We start from the raw sequence: 18,920 nt of genomic DNA, 5'->3' as shown, positions 1-18,920 counted from the left end.
AACGGGTTAATTACCAGCCCGGAACCGCGCCGCCGTTGAAGATGGATTCCGCCGCTTTTGCCACTTCCGGTGATTGATAAGATTGCAGAAATTCTTTCACGTTTTCGGCATCTTTGTTGTCTTCTCGCGCCACCAGGATATTCACATACGGCGAGTTCTTATCTTCGATAAATACGCTGTCATGCACCGGGGAAAGTCCGGTTTGTTGGATATAAGTGGTACTGATAATCGCCACATCCACTTTCCGATCGTCCAGTACGCGTGGTAGCTGTGCGCCTTCCAGCTCCATGATATTCAGATGCCGTGGATTATCAGTAATATCCAGTGCCGTAGGCAGCAGGCCTGTCCCCGCTTTCAGGGTGATTAACTTTTCTTTTTGCAGCAACAACAGCGCCCGCCCAAGGTTGGTCGGATCGTTAGGTATTGCAATCGTTGCGCCGTCTTTCAGTTCCGCTACCGTTTTGATTTTCTTCGAATAACCGGCCATTGGAAAAACAAAGGTATTTCCCACCGCCACCAGCTTATAGTTATGCGCTTTATTATCCTGTTCAAGGAACGGACGATGCTGGAAGACGTTGGCATCCAGTTCACCATGATTAGTGGCATCGTTGGGTAATAATGAACCGCTGAAGCCCACCAGCTCGACGTCCAGGCCGTATTTCTCTTTGGCTACTTTCTTCGCGACCTCCGCCACGTCCTGCTCTGCGCCGTTAATCACGCCCACTTTAATATGTTTCGCGTCGTTGCTCTGCTGATCGCACCCTGCCAGCAATAATCCCGCCAGTAATACCACCGTCCCGGCTGCAAAATGAGGTATCTTCAGTTTCACGTTTTTATCCTTTTGAAATAACCGCCTGATGAGTAATGAAATGACTATAGCGGGAAGGCCACTGCGGTTTAAAAAACGAAAAAGCATCAGCAAGAAGAAAAAAGCATAATGGAAAAAAGGATAATTAGTCAGAATGTGCCGTGAGCTCATCAATGGAAAGCCCGGTAATCATCAGCACCAGTTCACGATCGATGCCCTTCTCAAGCATGGCATGGGCGATCCGCAACGCTTCATCCTTTTTGCCTTCGAGTTTGCCTTCCAGCAATCCTGTTCTTCGCCCCGACTCACGTAAGCATTCTGCAATCGTCATTAATCTCTCCTTATGCCTGGGAACACGCCTGGCAACCTCGCGAATAAACGCTTCAAAACGCGGTGCGCTGCCGGACTGTACCAGGTAATTAAATAGCGTTTCTACCTGACTGTCATTAGCGTGTCCCTTAATCAGCAGAGCAACCAGTTTATCGACCAGCACCATCAAATCGCGCTCACGTATATGCTTTTGGACAAGTTCCAGTAGCGCCATGCGCCGATGCTGCATAATCTCGTCATCAGACACCACTGTGATGTCTACCAGCGGAAAAGCCGCGCCATAAAGCTGCCGCGCAGTTTCTGAATCGTCAAACTCATCCAGCCAGCACAGTGAAAAAGGGTACGGGCTAGCAACGCCATGATAAAAAAGTATCGGCACCACTAGCGGCAGCGTTTTGTTTCCGGCATCAAGATGGCTCTGCATCGCGGCAATGGCATAACGCATCATCCGGAACGCCATATGCGCATCCGGCGAACTCTGGTGTTCATTCAACGCATAGATATAGCCTTTTCCAGTCCTTGTTTTTAGTGACCACAGTACATCGGAATAGCTGACACGCAGGTCTTCCTCAATAAAACTCCCGGATTCCAGCTTCAGTGTGTTCAGATCGCAAAGTTCACGCAATGACGCTGGGAGATAGGTATCAAGAAAATCCCTCGCCGTTTCTGGATGGTTTAAGAACTTTTTAAAAACTGCATCATGCGGGGTAGAAGTTGTAGGATTTTTCATGGCGATCCGTCACCAAAAGAACAAGATGACGGAACCTTACTCGCCAGCAACGCAACCAACATCAGGGAAACTCTTCATCTGCGAGGCGCTTTGGCGGATAAATACATACTTTTGCAATGTATTCATTTTCCAGGAATGGTGTTCGCAAAAATGCCCGGTGAAACCTAACGCTTACCAGGCATCTTTTATGCACCATCCGGCGATAACAACGTCACACCATCTCTTTCACTATCTCCATTAACCTGGCGACATCTTCAGGCCGGGTATTACCCGTTTGTGGATCGATAATCGAGCTGTAAACATGTGGCATCACGCGGGGTACTCCCGCCTCCAGACAGGTTTTCAGGATAATGCCGAAGTTATCGAGATCGATCCCGCCCGTCGGTTCAATCAGCGTCATGCCGTTGCGCGCAGCGGTCGTCGCCAGTGCGTACAGATCTGGCAGCGACCGCTCTCCCCCCATGGGGAAAAACTTCGCCGCGTGCGCCCCTGAATCCAACATCATCCGTACCGCTGCATCACAGGAAACGCGGGCAGGCGTGCCCTGGCTACTGCAAACGCCCGTCGAGATCAGCACCTCCCCCGGTGTGCCCGTCGGGCTGACCAGCGCATTGATATGGGTTTGTTCGCCGCCCGTGGCCGCCAGCGCCCCTGCCGCAAACCCGCAGCCGGTAAAGGTCTGATTGACGTGCGCCGGGTGAACCACTGAGGCTATCATCGCCGCTTTGTAATACTGTGCCGGGTCGCCAGCCCCCAACCCGACGGAGATCGACGGCACCTCCGTCATCCAGCGTTTAACTTCCCGAACGCCCTCATCAACTGACGTAAACTGCGCGGAAAGCACGCCGATCACCGCATGGCCTTCAGCGGCATCATAGATTTCCCGGGCATTGGCGATATCCTTCGCCAGCACGTTAATGGCCACTTTATTCCGATAAAAATTAATGTGCTGCATGGTCTGCAATCTCCTTTAATCGCGCTACGATCAACGCCATTTCCCCTTCTGCGAGCGTACGCGGGTCAAGACTAAAAACGCCCTGATGAAGGTTGTAACGACGAGCGTAAATCGCGATATCGCCCCCGCGAAGTTGCGCTTCGACAGCATAAGCATCCTGCCCCAGCGTCTGCGCGTTCACGCGGATCCGAATCCGCCAGATGGCGCGTCCGGCTTCGTCCTGTTCGATATCGGCGTCCAGTCCGGGAATCGCTGATATCGCCTGTGCCACGGGCTGGAGTTCCTCAGCAGTCACCACGACCTGCCCCTGATGATAGTTTTCCAGGGCATACACCAGCCCGACCATATTCTCTTTGCCGATTTTCATCGCCCGGGCAATCCCGTGGTGCTGCGCTTTACACGCGGCAATCCACTGTTTCTTACCGGTGATAAACCCGGAGGTCGGCGCGTTAAAGGCTTTTGCCCCGCTGTAGACCACCATATCCGCCCCGCTCGCCACCCAGGCGTGTAAATCCTCCTCGGCGGCGGCATCAACAATCAGCGGCAGATTGTGAACCTGCGCGACCTGCACAAAATCCGCAATGCTCAACATGCCCTTCTGCACGCAATGGTGCGATTTCACGTACAACAGCGCGGCGGTGTTATCGGTAATCGCGCTCTCCAACTGCCAGCGGGCCGCAAGATTACTTGAGCCGACTTCCACCACGCGACCACCGCCCAGGCGAATGGCGCTGGTGATTGGCGCCCCGTAGTCAACGTTATGCCCGCGCAGCATGACCACTTCATTCGCCATACCCGTGCTATCAGGCATTAGCGAGACTCGCGCCGGGTCGCCGCGGGTAATGGCTGCGGCGACAGAGATAGCAATACCCGCCGACGCACAAGAGGTGATATAGCTGTCCTCCGCGCCGGTATAACGGGAAACCAGCTCGCCGGTACGGTCCACCAGCCGATCGATTTCAACAAAGGCTGAGGCCGCCCGCGCGGTGGCCTGCATCACCTCCGGCGCTACGCTGGAAACGCCCAGAATCGTCATCTTGCCGCAGGCGTTAATGACCTGTTTTAGCCCCAGTTGTTGATAAATATTCTGTGTCATGGTTTACAGCACTCCCAACAGCGAACAAACCACGCTTAGCGCCACAATTGACAGCAGGATCGTGGTGTAACGTGGCCCTTTCTTCACCAGATAAAAGTAGATGGCGAACACCGCCGCCAGCGGCAACAGGCCGGGGGCAATAGAGTCGAGAATTTGCTGAACCACCACTTCAGAGCCTTTCAGGGCGCTGAGTTTTAGCGGGGTGGTGATCTTGACGTAACTCGCAGAAAGCGCGCCCATCATGATCAGACCCAGCACGTTAGCACCGTAGATAAGCTCCTTAATTCGCCCTCCCTGCAGCAGACCGATAATCGAGTCACGCCCCAGCGTATAACCTTTGTGGACCATGCCGTAGCTGATTGCCAGCGTAATAGCAGGATAGAGAATTAACGGTACAATTCCGCCCATCGCGCTGCCATTGGCGGCGAACGGGATGAAAATAGCAATTAACAGCGGCATAACGGCTGCCCAGATAATGGAGTCGCCCATCCCGGCCAGTGGTCCCATTAAGCCAGTTTTAATCCCGGTGATCGAAGCGTCGCTAATCGGCTCGCCGCGCGTTTTCTGCTCCTCCATCGCAATGGAAATCCCCTGAATCACCGCCCCGAACGTTTGCTCCGAGTTGAAGAAGTTCAGATGGCGTTTCAGCGCTTCCACCTGCTCCTCTTTTTGCGGGTATAGTTTTTTGATGATCGGTGTCATCGAGGCGCAGAAAATCAGGCTTTGCAAACGCTCATAGGAGCTGGAAACTTCCGCACCCAGCCAGTAGATAAACCAGGCTTTGGTGATATCTGCTTTGGTCAGCGTACCGCTTTCACGTGCACGCTCCACCAGTTCATGCTGCATTACATCGCTGCTCATCATGCTGCTCCTTCATTTTTCGCCAGACCTTTAATCAGGAAGGCCACGCAGGTACCAAAGATTGCCATCGCCATGATGTCCACCTTCAGGTACAGCACTGCAAAGAATCCGCCGATAAACCACGGCAGCAGGCTCTTTTTACCGATCACCATAATGGTGATGGCAAAGCCCAGCGCCGGCAGAATGCCGCCCATAATTTCAAAGGAGTGTGTGAGCCAGTGCGGCATCAGCTTCAGGAAGCTTTCCACCACGTCCTGACCAAAATAGTTAGCGGCAAAGACCACCGGGAAACGCAGCACCAGCCCGAGTAACGCCGGGTAGAGGAACGCACAGCGCATAATCCCCGCCATGTTGGCCGTTTCCGCGTGCTTGTCGGCCATATGTACCCACGCGGCGTTTAACGTACGACGCAACTGGTCGAGGAACACACCGATAACGCCAAACGGGATCGCCAGTGCGATGGCCAGGTTCGGGTCCATTCCGGCCTTCACGGCGATAGGAATTGAAATACAGGCAGCCAGCGCCGGATCCGACGGGACGTTGCCGCCCGGCGTAGAGGTCACGCCGAGGTAAACCAGTTGCATACCTGCGCCGATGATCATCGCCGTTTCCATGTTGCCTAACAGCAGGCCAACGAATACGGCAATCACCACCGGCTGCAGCAGCATGGCGGAAAAGGTGTAGCCAAGGCGTAATCGGGCAAACCAGTAATACAACCCCATCAGGCTTGCAAAGACTAAAGTATCCATAGTTAAGTACCCTGTTATCAAAGGATTAGAATTTTTTCAGGATATCGTCCAGCGACTGCGGCTTATCTTCCGGGATAGTCTGGAAGAACACCTGAATCCCACGATTTTTCAGGTCGCTCAGAATGCCGACGTCTTTTTCATCCAGCGTGATGTTCTGGAATACCGCTTTGCGGTTTGGCCCACCGCCCAGCCCACCGACCTGAATGGTGGAGACATCAAAACCCAACTGGACCGCCTCCTGGACCGCAGCCAGAGAGGGGAACAGCACCAGGACCTTGCCGTCACCAAGCTGATTTTCTTTCCATGCGGCGGCAAAACTCTGGTTACCGAAGCAATCCACTTTGATATTTGGCGGCGCTGCCATCAGGTAGATATTTTTCATAAATGGGTCGGCGTCCAGCTCATCGCTAACCACCGCAATCCGGTTTGCCTGAGATTGTCCAACCCACTTAGTCACAACCTGGCCATGAATCAGACGGCTATCGATACGACATAAAACGATGTTTGCCATGATGTTTAATCCTTATTGTGATTGTTGTAATTGACGTACGTGAGCAACAACGTCCAGGCAGCTGCTCCGCCCGGCCTCGACCAGTTCGGCCACACAGGCGGTCAGTTGACCGTGCTCGCGTTTGTCCAGCGCCTCCAGTAACAAAGAGGCATTCAGCCCGGAAATGACTGCCACCGGGTAATCGGCGCTCAGCCGCGCCGCAACATTAGAAGTGGTGCCGCCAATAAAATCGGTCAGGATCAGTGAGCCTTCCGGCATGGCTTTCACCACGACTTCGACGCGCTGATAAAACTCGCCGAGCGTATCAACGGGCATCAACGCAATTTCGGTCACGCCTTTGATTTCGCCCATCACCATGCGCAGGCTGTTGCAAAGCTGTTGCCCCCAGCCGCCATGGGTCAGCAGCAGGATCTGGGGCAAGGATTCAGTGGTAGTCAAAATGGCCTCCTGGCTCGATTACATAGACATAGGTAAACAGAGCAAAGGCTGTGCCAGAATTTGTGTCACGCGGGGGAGTAGTGGATGCTGGCGGGGCGCAAAGCCCCGCCAGACAAGAGATTAGCTATACAGCAGTTCGTAGATATAAAAATATTCCGCGTCCGATAAGCGAATGGCATAGGCCTCTTCGATCGGCAGGAAAGCCGATTTAATGACACTAAACGCGCGGATATCAAGATCCGGCTTGTTCTCTAACGCCATCTGTAACGGTTTGCGGTTAATCACGATACGCTCAACCATACAGCAGCAGTGGATCAGGAAGCGCAGTGTCACCTGGCGGCTCGGTTTTAGCGAAAGCGCGGTGGTCAGATGATTCAGCACACCTTCCATCTCTTTCAGAATGCGCTGCGGGTTAAGCACCGAAATGTGGTTAATGATGCTTTCCATGGTCAATGCGCTGATGAAACGCATTGCGCTGCGCTCCATCTCCAGACGACGCTCACTGCTGGAGAGATCCGGCGTCAGCAGGCTGAGCACCAGTTCGGGTCCCTGCTCAGAGAACAACTCCTCGAGCGAGATAAACGGAATGTCCGGCAGTCCCGGCTGGAAAGTGCCGACGATCCCCGCCAGACGCTCGCTGGCGTTAATCGCCTGCTGAACGCGCTCCAGGCTGCGGACTTCGTTGTAATCGAGTATCACCATCCGCGTGTCCTGCGACATCAGCTCGCCGAAGCTCTCTTCCAGCACCTTTTTGATTTTTTCCGCCGTACCCATACCGGTAATACAGGAGATGACCAGCACTTTACCGCAGTTTTCCTGCTGCGGCGTACAGAGCTGACAGGGAATATTTTTGCTCTGCATTAATGCCGCCAGCTGCGGTAACTCACTGGTTTCGTAGCTTAAATCCAGTCCTACCTCCAACAAGCTGGTGAGCGTAATATTTGGCATCAACAGAACGTCTATCTGGAATAATTTGCTGATCGTGCTGCCAAAATGGACCAATGAGCCAATATCCACCATCAGGATCAGTCGGCGATATTGCCGGGCCTGGATCATCTGCGTCAGGGCTTCCAGCGTATCATGCACCGACTGCTCGAAAGGCATATCGATAGCGCTGAACAGCTCGCGCTCCAGCACGCGATTCACATACTGCGCCTGGCTGGTGGCGGTCGTCGCGCCATGGGCAATCAAAATCACCCCGCAGTCCGGGCTGGCGTCAATTCGTTGGCGGTAATGCCGACACTCTTTGAGGAACAGACACAGCCAGACCACCTCCGTCGCCGGACACTGAATATGCAGCAGTTCGTTGATTTTTCGGCATAACAGCGTGGCGTTTTCGTATTCATCTTTACAGCGATCGAGGATCAGGCTGGAAGAATAAAGCTGGGGAATAAGCCCGCGCTGCACGTAGCCAATCAGCGCCAGAAAGTGCTTGCGCAGCGGGTTAACCAGATTCTCCGGCAGCGTGAAACCAAGCACTTGCTCAACGCAGCCGATCAGCAGCGTCACGCGTTCTTCTATCTGATCGCCATAGCGCGGGGGATGCGCCACGCTGTCGCGGCTGTAGAGGCCGTATTCAAAAATCGAGCTGAGTTTGTTTTTAAGTATCGCCAGGGTTTCGGCTGGCGGTACGTTGCTGTTACGCAGGTTGATATATTCCCGGGTCAGGAAGCTGTAAAAGAGATCGCTCTCTTCAATTTCGGCTCCGGTCGCCAGCGAATTTTTCAGTGCGGGCAATGTACGGGCATCGATGCTCAGATGTTCTTTACCTTCGAACAGCGCTCCCACCAGCAGACGTTGTTCCGGCGTGGCGTTAAACGGCATTTCTGCCAGACGTTTATCCAGCTGTAGCGTATCGCTGTGTTCCGTCATCCCCGAGGCCCAGGCCTGGGCGCAGAGAAACTGAATGTCGCTCTTGAGCTGACCAATATTGCCTTCCAGCGGCTTGTTCAGCAGCCAGAGCAGCAGGGTACGGTCGATGCTTATCGTGCGCTCGATTTTGCGGCTCTCACGCTGTAAAAAGCCGACGATCAGCTCAACCTGCTCTTCCACCGAGCGCTGGCGGATGCCGGGTAAGTCGATACACACCTGAATACGTCGCTGGAAGGTGCGCAGCAGCGCCGAGCTGACCGGTTCGGTGGTTGCACAAATCAGACGGACCGAAATTGAGCGCGCCACGGCGCTGGAACCCAGCGGTCGGTATTCGCCTTTGTCGAGAATTGAGAACAGTTTTTCCTGACCTTCATACGGCAGACGATGCACTTCATCAAGCAGCAGATAACCGCCGTCAGCCTGCTCGACCAGCCCCGGTTTATTCTCGTTTGCGCCGGTAAAGGCCCCCTGTCGATGGCCAAATAAATGTGAAGAGAGCAGCTCCGGGTTATGGGCGTATTCCGCGCAGTTAAAATAGACCAGCGGTGGCGGTGTTCCCGTCGCGCGTTCGCAGGCAAAACGATGCATCAGTTCGGCGAAAAAGGTTTTGCCCACGCCGGAAGGACCGGTCAGCAGAACGTGCAGCCCGTGGGGATAAAGCACCGCCGCGCGGCCTTTTTCCACCGCATCGCGCAGGCTGCGATCGTAACCAATCAGGCCGAAAAAGGGATCGTCTGTCGCCTGGGCTTCCTGAACAGGCAACAGATCGGCAACGGTTTGCACTTCGCGCTCGGACTCATCCAGTTTGCGTCCCAGCAGCGTTTCAATCGCCTGACGATGCAGAAAGAATACCGGACGTCCGCGACTTTTAATCGCCAGACCGTCATTCCAGAGTTGATTGAGATCTTTACTGACCGAGTTACGCGCCAGCCCAAGATTAAAGCCGATGGCCTCCGCGGTGAACGCCGTTTCCTGCGCCAGTTGGGCAAGATTCAGTCCTCGCGTCAGCCGTTCCAGCTCTCCCAGTATTATCTCAATCCGTCTCATCTCTTTACCGCTTAAGAAATAAATGATTGTTCAGAACATACACTATTCTGCTGCGCAAGAAAGTGAGGCGGCATCCAGACCTTCCGGTCATCAAAACGTTTTCGACAAATAATGGCGCGCGGCACCGGTTTCCGGGAAGTTATCGAGGGTCATTTGCAGTTGATAGCCGTTTTTCTGATAAAACGGCAGCGCCTGGAAACTCATCGTATCCACCAGCGCATGCAGACACCCTCTCTCACGCGCGGTTTGTTCCGCCGCCTGCATCAATTTTGTGCCGTAACCGCCTTTACGCAGCGAATCATGCATCCATAAAAACTCAATGCATAGCCATTCGCCTTTAATTTTGCCGATCAACCCACCCAGAATTTCATTGTGCTCATCGCGCCAGTACACCGCCAGGTCGCTAAAATTGGTGGTTCTGAGAAACTGGCGATTGTACGCACGCAATCCGGCCAGCAGCGCGTTTTGATCGTCTTCGGTAACCGTATCGGTAATCTGTATTTGCATCCTATCCTCCTGAAAAACTACAACGTCTGGCTGATTTAGTTTTAGGCATTAACACAGGCTGATGAGTGAGTCGTATGCCGTCTACACTTACTCTTGAGATGATGCGCATAGACAACAAGGATTATTATCATGAAACGAGTCATTTTTCCGATTATTGCCGTCCTTTTCACGCTACCCGCACTGGTACAAGCCGACTCGGCGTATGGCGGACTGCAGGCAGTACACGAAAAAAACACCGTTATGAAGGACTTACGTAAGATTTGCACCCCGCAAGGGTCGCCGTCGGATGAGGTGTGGGAAAAAACGATTATGGCTGATACGCGTAATCAGCAGCACATCCGCGAAGCCATTCTGGCAATACAAAGAAATAACCAGAACAACTACTGGGAAGCGCTTGGCAAAGTGGAATGCCCGGATTTATAGGCATTTATGTTGTAAAATGAGTACTGTAACCGGTTTCTGTATCGTAAAAACACGTATTGTTGCCTGAATGAATCAATAGCAATGGAGCAACAATATGCGATACCGTTTTCCTGAAAACTTCTGGTGGGGCAGTGCCTGCTCGGCGCTACAAACCGAAGGCGATAGCCTGAACGGCGGTAAAAGCCCGACCACGTGGGATGTGTGGTTCGACCGCCAGCCAGGTCGTTTCCATCAGGGGGTTGGCCCGGCGAACACCTCGGGCTTTTATCAGCACTGGAAACAGGACATCGCACTGCTCAAACAGCTGAAACACAATAGCTTCCGTACATCTCTGAGCTGGTCACGCCTGATCCCGGACGGCACCGGTGAGGTTAATCCTGAGGCCGTCGATTTTTATAATAACGTCATCGACGAGTTGCTGGCGCAAGGCATAACGCCATTTATCACCCTGTTCCACTTCGACATGCCGATGGTGATGCAGGAAAAAGGCGGCTGGGAAAACCGTGAAGTGGTTGAGGCGTTTGGCCGCTACGCACAGACGTGTTTCAAATTGTTCGGCAACCGCGTTAAGCACTGGTTCACATTCAACGAGCCGATCGTTCCTGTAGAAGGCGGTTATTTGTATGACTTCCATTATCCTAACGTGGTGGATTTCAAACGTGCCGCCACTGTGGCGTACCATACCGTGCTGGCACATGCGACGGCGGTGCGGGCGTATCGTGATGCAAACCATGACGGTGAAATTGGCGTAGTGCTGAATTTAACGCCTTCGTATCCGCGCTCGCAGCATCCGGCAGATGTCAAAGCTGCGTACCATGCGGATCTGCTGTTTAATCGCAGCTTCCTCGACCCGGTACTGAAAGGGGAATATCCGGCGGATCTGGTGGCATTGCTGAAAGAGTACGATCAGCTTCCGGCCTGCCAGCCAGGCGATGCGCAGTTGATCGCCGACGGCAAAATCGACCTGCTGGGGATTAACTATTACCAGCCGCGTCGTGTGAAATGTCGCGATACGGCAGTCAATCCGAATGCGCCGTTTATGCCGGAGTGGCTGTTTGATTACTATGAAATGCCGGGACGTAAAATGAACCCTTACCGCGGCTGGGAAATTTATGAGCCGGGTATTTACGATATTATTACCAATCTTCGCGATAATTACGGTAACCCACGCTGCTTTATTTCAGAAAACGGTATGGGTGTAGAAAACGAACAGCGCTTTATTCAGGAAGGACAAGTTAACGATAACTACCGTATTGAATTTGTTACTGAGCATCTGAAATGGCTACATAAAGGCATTAGCGAAGGCTGTCATTGTCTTGGCTACCATATGTGGACCTTTATTGATAACTGGTCATGGCTCAACGGCTATAAAAACCGCTACGGTTTTGTCCAATTGGATTTAGAAACACAAAAACGTACAGTGAAAAAGAGCGGCGAATGGTTTGCCCATACCGCCGAAAATAATGGTTTTGATTGATTAAGTTGCCGGATGACCGTGTTGACTGAGAACGATGCACCATCCGGCAACAGTTTTCACTGAATCCTGACCTTCATCGTTACCAGAAGCGCTGTCAGCAGCATCAGGCTGCCCGAGAGCATCAGGGGCGACAGCAGTCCGAGGTTATCGAGCGCATAGCCTCCCACCGCAGCCCCGCAGGTATTGGCAAGCTGGATCACGGCGACCTGGACGGATCCAGCTTTTTCTGCCTGATCGGCAAGCGAGCGGGTGATCCACGTCGACCAACCAACCGGTACCAGCGCAAACGCCAGCCCCCAGATTATCGCAATGCCCGAGGCCACCACTTTATCGCTACCCCACAGAATCAGGACCAGCGCGCTGAGCGCCAGCACCAATGGCGCACCGGCCTGGGCCAGTTTGACCGAGCGCTTCAGAATCACCGAAGAGAACGACGTCCCGACAAAGCTGGCGATACCAAAACTCAACAGCACCAGCGTCAGGCCATCAACATCAAAGCCCGCCAGATTCATATAGACAGGGCGAATATAGGTAAAGAAGGCGAACTGCCCGGCGAAGGACATGAAGATGGCAATCATCCCGGCCATTACTCCGGGGCGCTGCAGCAGGCTGAACATATTTTGCTTGTGATGCGCAGGTTCGCCCGGCAGCGAAGGCAGCGCTCTCACCACCCAGATGGTGCACAGCACGCCCATTACCGCCGCCGCGTTAAACACGTTGCGCCAGCCGATGATGCCGCCCAAAAAGCTCCCCAACGGCGCGGCAATCACCAGCGCGATGGATACCGCGCCAAATATCACCGACAGCGCTTTCGGTACCGTACGCGCGGGAACCAGACGCATGGTCAGCGACGCTGACATCGCCCAGAACCCGCCGAGCGCCAGCCCCAGACAGGCACGACCGATCAGCAGGAGCGTAAAAGAGTTAGCAAATGAAACCAGCAGGCAGGAAAGCGTCAGCAGAACCGAAAACAGGATCACCACATAGCGACGATCGGTCGCCTGGATAATTTGCGTCACAAACAGGCTGGCGAACATGGCGACAAACGCCGTCACGGTCACTGATTGTCCGGCAACGCCTTCCGAAATGCCCAGATCCTGCGCCATTGGCGTCAGCAGGCTAACGGGCAGAAACTCAACGGTTATCAGGCAGGCAACACAGAACGCCACGGCGAATACCGCCGACCAGTTTGGCCGGGTATTTACCTCAGCGCGGGATTTTTGTTCAACAGCGTCACTCATTTTGTTACCTGCGTGGGGTTATTGTAGAAAAGTTACGCATTGTAACATTAAAAGTGTGACGTATTTAACGTTTTGACAACTCTCACCGCCGGATGGCGGCGTCGCCTTATCCGGCCTACGGCTGAGCTCTTTTGTCGGCCTGATAAGCGTAGCGCCATCAGGCATCACTATCAGTGCAGCCAGTGCACGCCATCTTCAGGTTGGAAAAAGGCGTTATAGCGCATCTGGAACGCGTTAAGCTCCTGCATATCCGGCTCCATTTCTCGCAGAAACCCGAGCGCCAGGCGCACCTGCGCGTCGGTGATCGGAGCGGCCAGTCGAGATTTTTGCAACAAGCGGTGCCACTGCAGCAGGTTCTGCTCACTGCCGTCGACAATGACGATTTGCCAGATTAACAATACCTGGGCGGCATTTTGCAGATGCGATTCATCAGGGCGGTGCAGGTACTGTAAAAACGCCTCCCCCTGTACTTTTCCCATCTGGTCAATCATCGATTCTACTGGTACTACATCAATACTCAGTCGCTCACTCAGACGGCGAATGGCCCGTCGTGATCCGGACGTCAGCACCCGGAAACCCACTACAAAAACAACCACCAACGTGGCCAGCATTATCCAAATCATGCACACATCCATTACCAGACAGGATGTCCATCATAGCGACAAATTTACCTCTGTCGACGACTGAACGTGTCAACGCTGTTAAGGACAGATCCGAGGCATAAAAAAGCCCGCCATTAAGGCGGGCAAAAGTTACCAATGCACACTTAACTCAAGCAACTTTCAATTGTTGAATCTTTTTCTCACGGCGAATTTTACGTTCTTCAAACACGGCCACGATGGCCATCAGGCAGATACATCCGATGGCGGCGGTATCCAGCGCGGCAAAGGTGCCCGCCCAGCCGGTGAGACCGAAAATCGGCGTGCCGTCGGCAATCATCCCGAGCCCCAGCTTGGCGAAGCTGTCGCCAATCAGGTAGGCGAAGGTGCCTTTAATCCCGTCGGCCGCGCCGATCGCTTTTTTCGGCACAAATCCGACGGCGGCAACGCCGATTAACAACTGCGGGCCAAACACCAGGAAGCCGAGCGCAAACAGCGAAGCCAGATAGACGTACTGGTTGCTGGCGTGCTGGTAAACACCCAGCGTCGCGATGATGAGTGCCAGCGCCACGCAGGCCACCAGCGCACGACGACCGTTAGCGAGATCGGAGAGCCAGCCCCACAGCAGCGTGCCGACCAGCGCACCCACTTCAAACAGGGTGAAGCCCTGAATTGCCACCTCTTTGGAGAGTTTTAGCTCCTGGAAGGCGTAGACGGTGGACCACTGGTCGATACCGATACGCACCACGTACAGGAAGATGTTGGAGAAGCACAGCAGCCAGATCACTTTGTTTTTCAGCACGTACTCAACAAAGATCTGCCATTTGGTCATCTCGTTTTCTTCGGTCTCTTTGTCCTCTTCGCTGATCTCCTCGCCGAACAACTCTTCGGCTTTACCGAGGCCATAAGATTCCGGGGAGTCGCTGCCGTAGCGCAGGCCGATAAAACCGACAATCAGGGCAATAATCGACGGGAAGATAAACATACCGATGACGTGGCCATCGAACAGGTAATTCGCGCCGAACAGCGCGACGCCCGCCGCACCCGCACCGCCGAGGTTGTGGGAGATATTCCACATGCCGAGGTAGGAACCGCGCTTACGGCGTGGCGTCCACTTGGTGATGGTGGAATAGCTGCACGAGCCGCCGGTGCTCTGGAAGAAACCGCTCAGCGCGTAGAAGGCGATCATCAGGAACAGGCTGGTTGACCCCGCGCCCATGCTGGCGCTGAAGCCGAGCATACAAATTGCGGAGAGGATCAGCATAAACGGCAGGAACTGCTTGGTATTTTTGCCGTCCGCGTAGTAGGAAACCACGGTTTTACCCACGCCATAGGTGATGGAGAAGCCGAGGCCAATCATCCCCAACTGCGTCATGCTCAGCCCGTAGGTGGAGATCATGTCGTTCTGCGCGATGTTGAAGTTCTTGCGGATCAAGTACATGGTCAGGTAGCCGATAAAGACCACCAGATAGGACTGCATGAACGGTTTGAACCACATTTTGCGCCGCACATCGAGCGGCAGATCCAGGGTCGGCTTGCGCACCTGGTTGAGAAAGGCCAGCATTTGACACTCCCGAGCTGATTTTTTTACCTGCGAATGGCAGGCATTGTAAAAATCAGCCGGGAGACACGCCTGAGACAGCGTCCAGGTGAAACCGGGAAAATTTCTTAGTTTTACGCCCCTCGGGGCAAAAAGGTGAGGTGCATCACGCTTCGTTGAGATCGCGCGGTGCCTGGGCGTTTAAGAACGGCAGCAACAGCAGCGCTGAGATGCCGGCCGCGATGGCGATCACCACAAAGAATCCGCTCCAGTGCCAGACTTCCATCACCTTCGCCAGCGGCCAGCCGGAGAGCGATGCCCCCAGATAAGCAAACAGGCCGACAAAGCCGGTCGCTGCGCCCGCCGCCTCCTTGTGCGAGCACTCCGCCGCCGCCATGCCAATCAGCATCTGCGGGCCAAAGACGAAGAAGCCGGTGGTGAAGAAGCACGCCGCCTGCATCACGTAGCTGGCGAATGGCATCAACCACAGCGAGCCGACCGAAAGCAGAATCCCGGCGGCGAAAATCAGGTTCATCGGCCCACGATTGCCGTTGAATAGCTTGTCCGAGCCCCAGCCCGCCACCAGCGCGCCGATAAACCCGCCCAGTTCAAACATGGTGACGGCGGTGTTGGCGGTGACCAAATCGACGCCGAGCGTCTCCGACATATACAGATTGCCCCAGTCGTTGATCGCCGCGCGTACCACGTACACCAGCACATAGCACAGAGACAACAGCCAGATATATGGATTGAGCAACACATATTTGGTGAGGATCTCTTTACGAGTTAACCCCGCGCCCTCTTGCTGCTGGGCAATTTCCAGCTCATCGTGCCGCCAGTCGCCAATCGGCGGCAGACCAATCGCCTGCGGCCTGTCGCGCAGCCGCCAGCAAAGAAAAATACCCACCACGATCGCCAGCGTACCGGCAATCATCATCCCGGCGCGCCAGCCGTAATGCAGCGCTGCCGCCGCCATGACGATCGGAATCAGCGCGCCGCCGACGTTGTGCGCGGTGTTCCAGATTGCCCACCAGCCGCCGCGCTCGTTGCGCGAATACCACGCGGTGAGCAGACGGGCGCACACCGGCGCGCCCCAGCCCTGGAAGAAGGCGTTCAGCGCCCACAGTACGGCAAAGGCCCAGACCGAGGTTGAGAAGCCGAACAGGATGTTAACCACGCCGGTAGCGATAAGCCCAATGCCCATAAAATAGCGGGCGTTGGAGCGATCGCTAACAATGCCGGAGACAAATTTCGACAGCCCGTAGGTGATGTAAAACAGCGTCGCCAGCAGGCCAATATCGCTGCGGGTCAGCACGCCGCTGGTGATAATTTCCGGCACCGCGGCGTTAAAGCTTTTGCGCGTGAAATAAAACAGCGCGTAGCCGAGCCAGATAGTCAGCAGGATATGCCGCCGCCAGTAACGGTAGCGGGCGTCCACTTCCTGCTTGTCGGTGATAAGCGGCGCGCTGGCCGGAGCTTTTAAAAACTGAAACATGGCCGTTCCTTAGGCGTAGCGCTGGGGCAGCGACACGCTGACGCGCGTGCCGTGCATACAGGAAATCGTGAGTGAACCGCCGAGCGCCGTCACCCGCTCGCGCATCCCGGTGAGGCCGAAACCCTGCTGGTTCGACCCCGGCGGCAGGCCGCTGCCGTCATCTTCCATCACCAGCATCAACCGCTCATCCTGCTGCCAGCCCTGGAGAGTCACCGCGCTGGCGTTGGCATGCTTCACAATGTTGTTCAGCCCTTCCTGACAAACGCGAAACAGCGTCACGCGCTGGCTTTCGCTCAGCAATGACTCATCAATTCGCCAGTCAAGGTGGCTGACGATACCGCGACTTTCCAGCTCCATTTCGCGCATCAATGAACGGATGGCCTGTTCCAGCGTGAGATCGTCAAGCTGGCGCGGTCGCAGGCGACCCAGCAGGCGGCGCACCGAATCGTACACGCCCAGAGACAACTGCTCGATATGCGCCCCGCTTTGCTTAACGCCCGCGTTCTCGGGGGCCAGGCGCTGTACGATACCCGCCTGCGTACGAATGGCGGTGATGGTCTGGCCGATATCGTCGTGCAGCTCGCGCGCCACGTCACGGCGCACGCTCTCTTCGGTCTCCAGCAGACGTTCCGCCAGCCGATGATTACGCGCCAGCTCATTTTGCAGCGACTGGTTAAGCTCACGCAGCCGCTGAATACCCGCGCCGAGCAGCAGCCCGGTCAGGCTTTGCACCAGCAGCGAGAGCAGTAAATCGACCGGGTGATCGTGCCAGGTCTGGCTGGCAATCAGCGCGATGGCGTTCATCAACGTCGCAATCAGCGCGCCTTGCCAGCCGTAATGCCAGGCGAGCGCAATAATCGGTAAAGCGAGACAAAACGGCGTAAAGCGCGAAAGCTCAGCGGGCAAACCGAGCTGTAGCCACAGACTCACGATAAACAGCAGCAGATACCAGACCAGGTGTCGCCCGCGCCAGTTCACCGGCTGCGACACCAGCGCCGGGCCGAGCGGCAGCCAGGTGGTGCTGGTGAGGTAGTGCCAGAACACCAGGCAGATCGGCGCCAGCGTTAATCCGCCGGTCAGGGTCAGTAACAGCGCATTCCAGGCTTCCTCCCCCTGCCCCAACCACGGCAGCGATTGCAGCAGTGCCGCCGCCGTCAGCGCTGCGCCCTGCAACAGCAACGTGCGCCAGTCGCGTTGATGGCGGTATCGCGAAATCAACATCACCGGGAGTAGCGTGAGGGCGCTTCCGATCATCAAAAGTGGCAAATGGGCCAGCGCCACCTCCTGCGCCAGCCAGTACATCAACAGCCATTCCGCACCCAGCAGCACCGGCCAGTAGCCGCGCGGGCATTGCAGCATTAATCCCAGACGCAGGCCAAACGGAAACAGCAGCACCGCCAGCTCCGGGCGTTCGACCAGATGCAGGCTGATGCTCCACAGGCAAAACCACGCGGCGGAAAAGATAAAGAAACAGGCGACAACGGTAATCAACCGGGAGAAAAGTGCGTTCATTGCCAGCCGTCAAACATCCGGCGCGCCAGTTCAACATCGTTGCTGACGTTCAGCTTTTCCATCAGGTTGGCGCGATGAACGTGCACCGTTTTCGGCGACAGCCCCAGCTCGGCGGCAATCTCTTTCACCGCCATCCCCTGCGCCAGCTTCTCCGCCACCTGACGCTCACGTTTGGTCAACGGATCCTGACGCCCGGCCGCCAGCTTGACGGCGATGTCCGGCGTCAAATAGCAACCGCCGGTCGCCACGGTATGCACCGCCGCAATCAGTTCATCCGGGCTACAGCGTTTTGAAAGAAAGCCACGCGCGCCTGCGTTGAGCGCCTGCTCGACCAGTGCCGGGCTGTCGTGGACGGAGAGCATGATGATCGCCATCCCTTTTGGCAGTTGGCTGAGTAGCTCCAGGCCCGAGATATCGGGCATCGAGATATCGCAAATACACACCTGCACGCCGCGCCCCGGTAAACCGGCCAGCGCCTCGCGCCCGGAGCCAAATTCCGCCACAACCTGCAAATCAGCTTCCAGCCCCAGCAGTTGGGCAAAGCCGGAGCGGACGATAGTGTGGTCGTCGATAAGGGCGATGGTGATCATGGGCTTGTCCTGGGGCCGGGAAACGCCTGATGGCGCTGCGCTTATCAGGCCTACGGGCAGGTAGGCCGGATAAGGCGTTTATACCGCCATCCAGCAAAAGCGCTTACCTTAACGATAAGCGCTTTGGTGTTCAAGCCTT

The 18,920-nt window shown here is 55.2% G+C and carries 18 protein-coding genes; 2 read left to right on the top strand and 16 right to left on the bottom strand.

The features are described 5' to 3' along the window. Positions 1-10: 10 nt before the first annotated feature. The 10 genes from nlpA to AC534G_RS00200 form a co-directional block, all read right to left on the bottom strand. Positions 11-829 carry a lipoprotein NlpA gene (nlpA, locus tag AC534G_RS00245; RefSeq protein WP_069323679.1) on the bottom strand — a complete coding sequence of 273 codons (819 nt, stop codon included), beginning with the start codon at positions 827-829 and terminating at the stop codon, positions 11-13. A 124-nt stretch (positions 830-953) separates the two neighbouring features. Then, the gene (locus tag AC534G_RS00240) at positions 954-1,868 is read right to left on the bottom strand and encodes an Rpn family recombination-promoting nuclease/putative transposase (RefSeq protein WP_110496439.1); all 915 of its coding nucleotides are present in this window, start codon (positions 1,866-1,868) and stop codon (positions 954-956) included. 211 nt (positions 1,869-2,079) lie between these two features. Continuing rightward, entirely contained in the window at positions 2,080-2,823 is a 744-nt protein-coding gene (gene dagF / locus AC534G_RS00235) for a 2-dehydro-3-deoxy-phosphogluconate aldolase (protein WP_110496437.1), read from the bottom strand. Further along, positions 2,810-3,919, bottom strand: coding sequence for a D-glucosaminate-6-phosphate ammonia lyase (gene dgaE / locus AC534G_RS00230; protein WP_110496436.1), 1,110 nt, complete (start codon positions 3,917-3,919; stop codon positions 2,810-2,812). Before dgaE ends, dagF begins: the two co-directional genes overlap by 14 nt. 3 nt (positions 3,920-3,922) lie before the next feature. Next, positions 3,923-4,783 (bottom strand): PTS system mannose/fructose/sorbose family transporter subunit IID, encoded by an 861-nt coding sequence (locus AC534G_RS00225; protein ID WP_005121522.1) that lies wholly within the window; start codon positions 4,781-4,783, stop codon positions 3,923-3,925. Next, positions 4,780-5,529 (bottom strand): PTS mannose/fructose/sorbose/N-acetylgalactosamine transporter subunit IIC, encoded by a 750-nt coding sequence (locus AC534G_RS00220; protein ID WP_003023960.1) that lies wholly within the window; start codon positions 5,527-5,529, stop codon positions 4,780-4,782. The genes AC534G_RS00225 and AC534G_RS00220 overlap by 4 nt, the downstream gene beginning before the upstream one ends. 25 nt (positions 5,530-5,554) lie before the next feature. Beyond that, the gene (locus tag AC534G_RS00215; protein WP_110496434.1) at positions 5,555-6,040 is read right to left on the bottom strand and encodes a PTS sugar transporter subunit IIB; all 486 of its coding nucleotides are present in this window, start codon (positions 6,038-6,040) and stop codon (positions 5,555-5,557) included. 12 nt (positions 6,041-6,052) lie between these two features. After that, on the bottom strand, positions 6,053-6,478 hold the full coding sequence (locus AC534G_RS00210; RefSeq protein ID WP_038635600.1) for a PTS sugar transporter subunit IIA: 426 nt from the start codon (positions 6,476-6,478) through the stop codon (positions 6,053-6,055). Between the two features lie 120 nt (positions 6,479-6,598). Continuing rightward, complete coding sequence (gene dagR, locus AC534G_RS00205; protein ID WP_199950953.1) at positions 6,599-9,397, bottom strand: transcriptional regulator DagR; 2,799 nt, start codon at positions 9,395-9,397, stop codon at positions 6,599-6,601. A 90-nt stretch (positions 9,398-9,487) separates the two neighbouring features. Then, complete coding sequence (locus AC534G_RS00200) at positions 9,488-9,904, bottom strand: GNAT family N-acetyltransferase (protein ID WP_110496430.1); 417 nt, start codon at positions 9,902-9,904, stop codon at positions 9,488-9,490. A gap of 129 nt (positions 9,905-10,033) precedes the next feature. Between AC534G_RS00200 and AC534G_RS00195 the strand changes: the two genes are divergently transcribed. Both AC534G_RS00195 and AC534G_RS00190 read left to right on the top strand, forming a co-directional pair. Further along, entirely contained in the window at positions 10,034-10,327 is a 294-nt protein-coding gene (locus AC534G_RS00195; protein ID WP_038635608.1) for a YicS family protein, read from the top strand. A 94-nt stretch (positions 10,328-10,421) separates the two neighbouring features. Next, a complete protein-coding gene (locus tag AC534G_RS00190) occupies positions 10,422-11,804 on the top strand; it encodes a glycoside hydrolase family 1 protein (RefSeq protein ID WP_110496426.1) in 1,383 nt (460 codons plus the stop codon). Between the two features lie 56 nt (positions 11,805-11,860). On the opposite strand, the gene nepI is transcribed toward AC534G_RS00190, so the two are convergent. The 6 genes from nepI to uhpA form a co-directional block, all read right to left on the bottom strand. Continuing rightward, positions 11,861-13,045 (bottom strand): purine ribonucleoside efflux pump NepI, encoded by a 1,185-nt coding sequence (gene nepI, locus AC534G_RS00185; RefSeq protein WP_496594472.1) that lies wholly within the window; start codon positions 13,043-13,045, stop codon positions 11,861-11,863. Between the two features lie 170 nt (positions 13,046-13,215). After that, positions 13,216-13,668 carry a DUF1198 family protein gene (locus AC534G_RS00180; protein ID WP_038635635.1) on the bottom strand — a complete coding sequence of 151 codons (453 nt, stop codon included), beginning with the start codon at positions 13,666-13,668 and terminating at the stop codon, positions 13,216-13,218. Positions 13,669-13,816: 148 nt separating this feature from the next. After that, positions 13,817-15,208 carry a hexose-6-phosphate:phosphate antiporter UhpT gene (gene uhpT / locus AC534G_RS00175; RefSeq protein WP_038635654.1) on the bottom strand — a complete coding sequence of 464 codons (1,392 nt, stop codon included), beginning with the start codon at positions 15,206-15,208 and terminating at the stop codon, positions 13,817-13,819. A gap of 142 nt (positions 15,209-15,350) precedes the next feature. Beyond that, complete coding sequence (locus AC534G_RS00170; protein ID WP_110496422.1) at positions 15,351-16,679, bottom strand: MFS transporter; 1,329 nt, start codon at positions 16,677-16,679, stop codon at positions 15,351-15,353. Positions 16,680-16,688: 9 nt separating this feature from the next. Further along, positions 16,689-18,191 (bottom strand): signal transduction histidine-protein kinase/phosphatase UhpB, encoded by a 1,503-nt coding sequence (uhpB, locus tag AC534G_RS00165; protein ID WP_110496420.1) that lies wholly within the window; start codon positions 18,189-18,191, stop codon positions 16,689-16,691. Next, positions 18,188-18,781, bottom strand: coding sequence for a response regulator transcription factor UhpA (gene uhpA, locus AC534G_RS00160; RefSeq protein ID WP_038635664.1), 594 nt, complete (start codon positions 18,779-18,781; stop codon positions 18,188-18,190). Before uhpA ends, uhpB begins: the two co-directional genes overlap by 4 nt. Positions 18,782-18,920: the final 139 nt, after the last annotated feature.

This window comes from Citrobacter sp. CRE-46, assembly GCF_059615875.1.
Note: the sequence above shows the minus strand (reverse complement) of the source record. Positions and strands in the feature narration are given on the sequence as shown.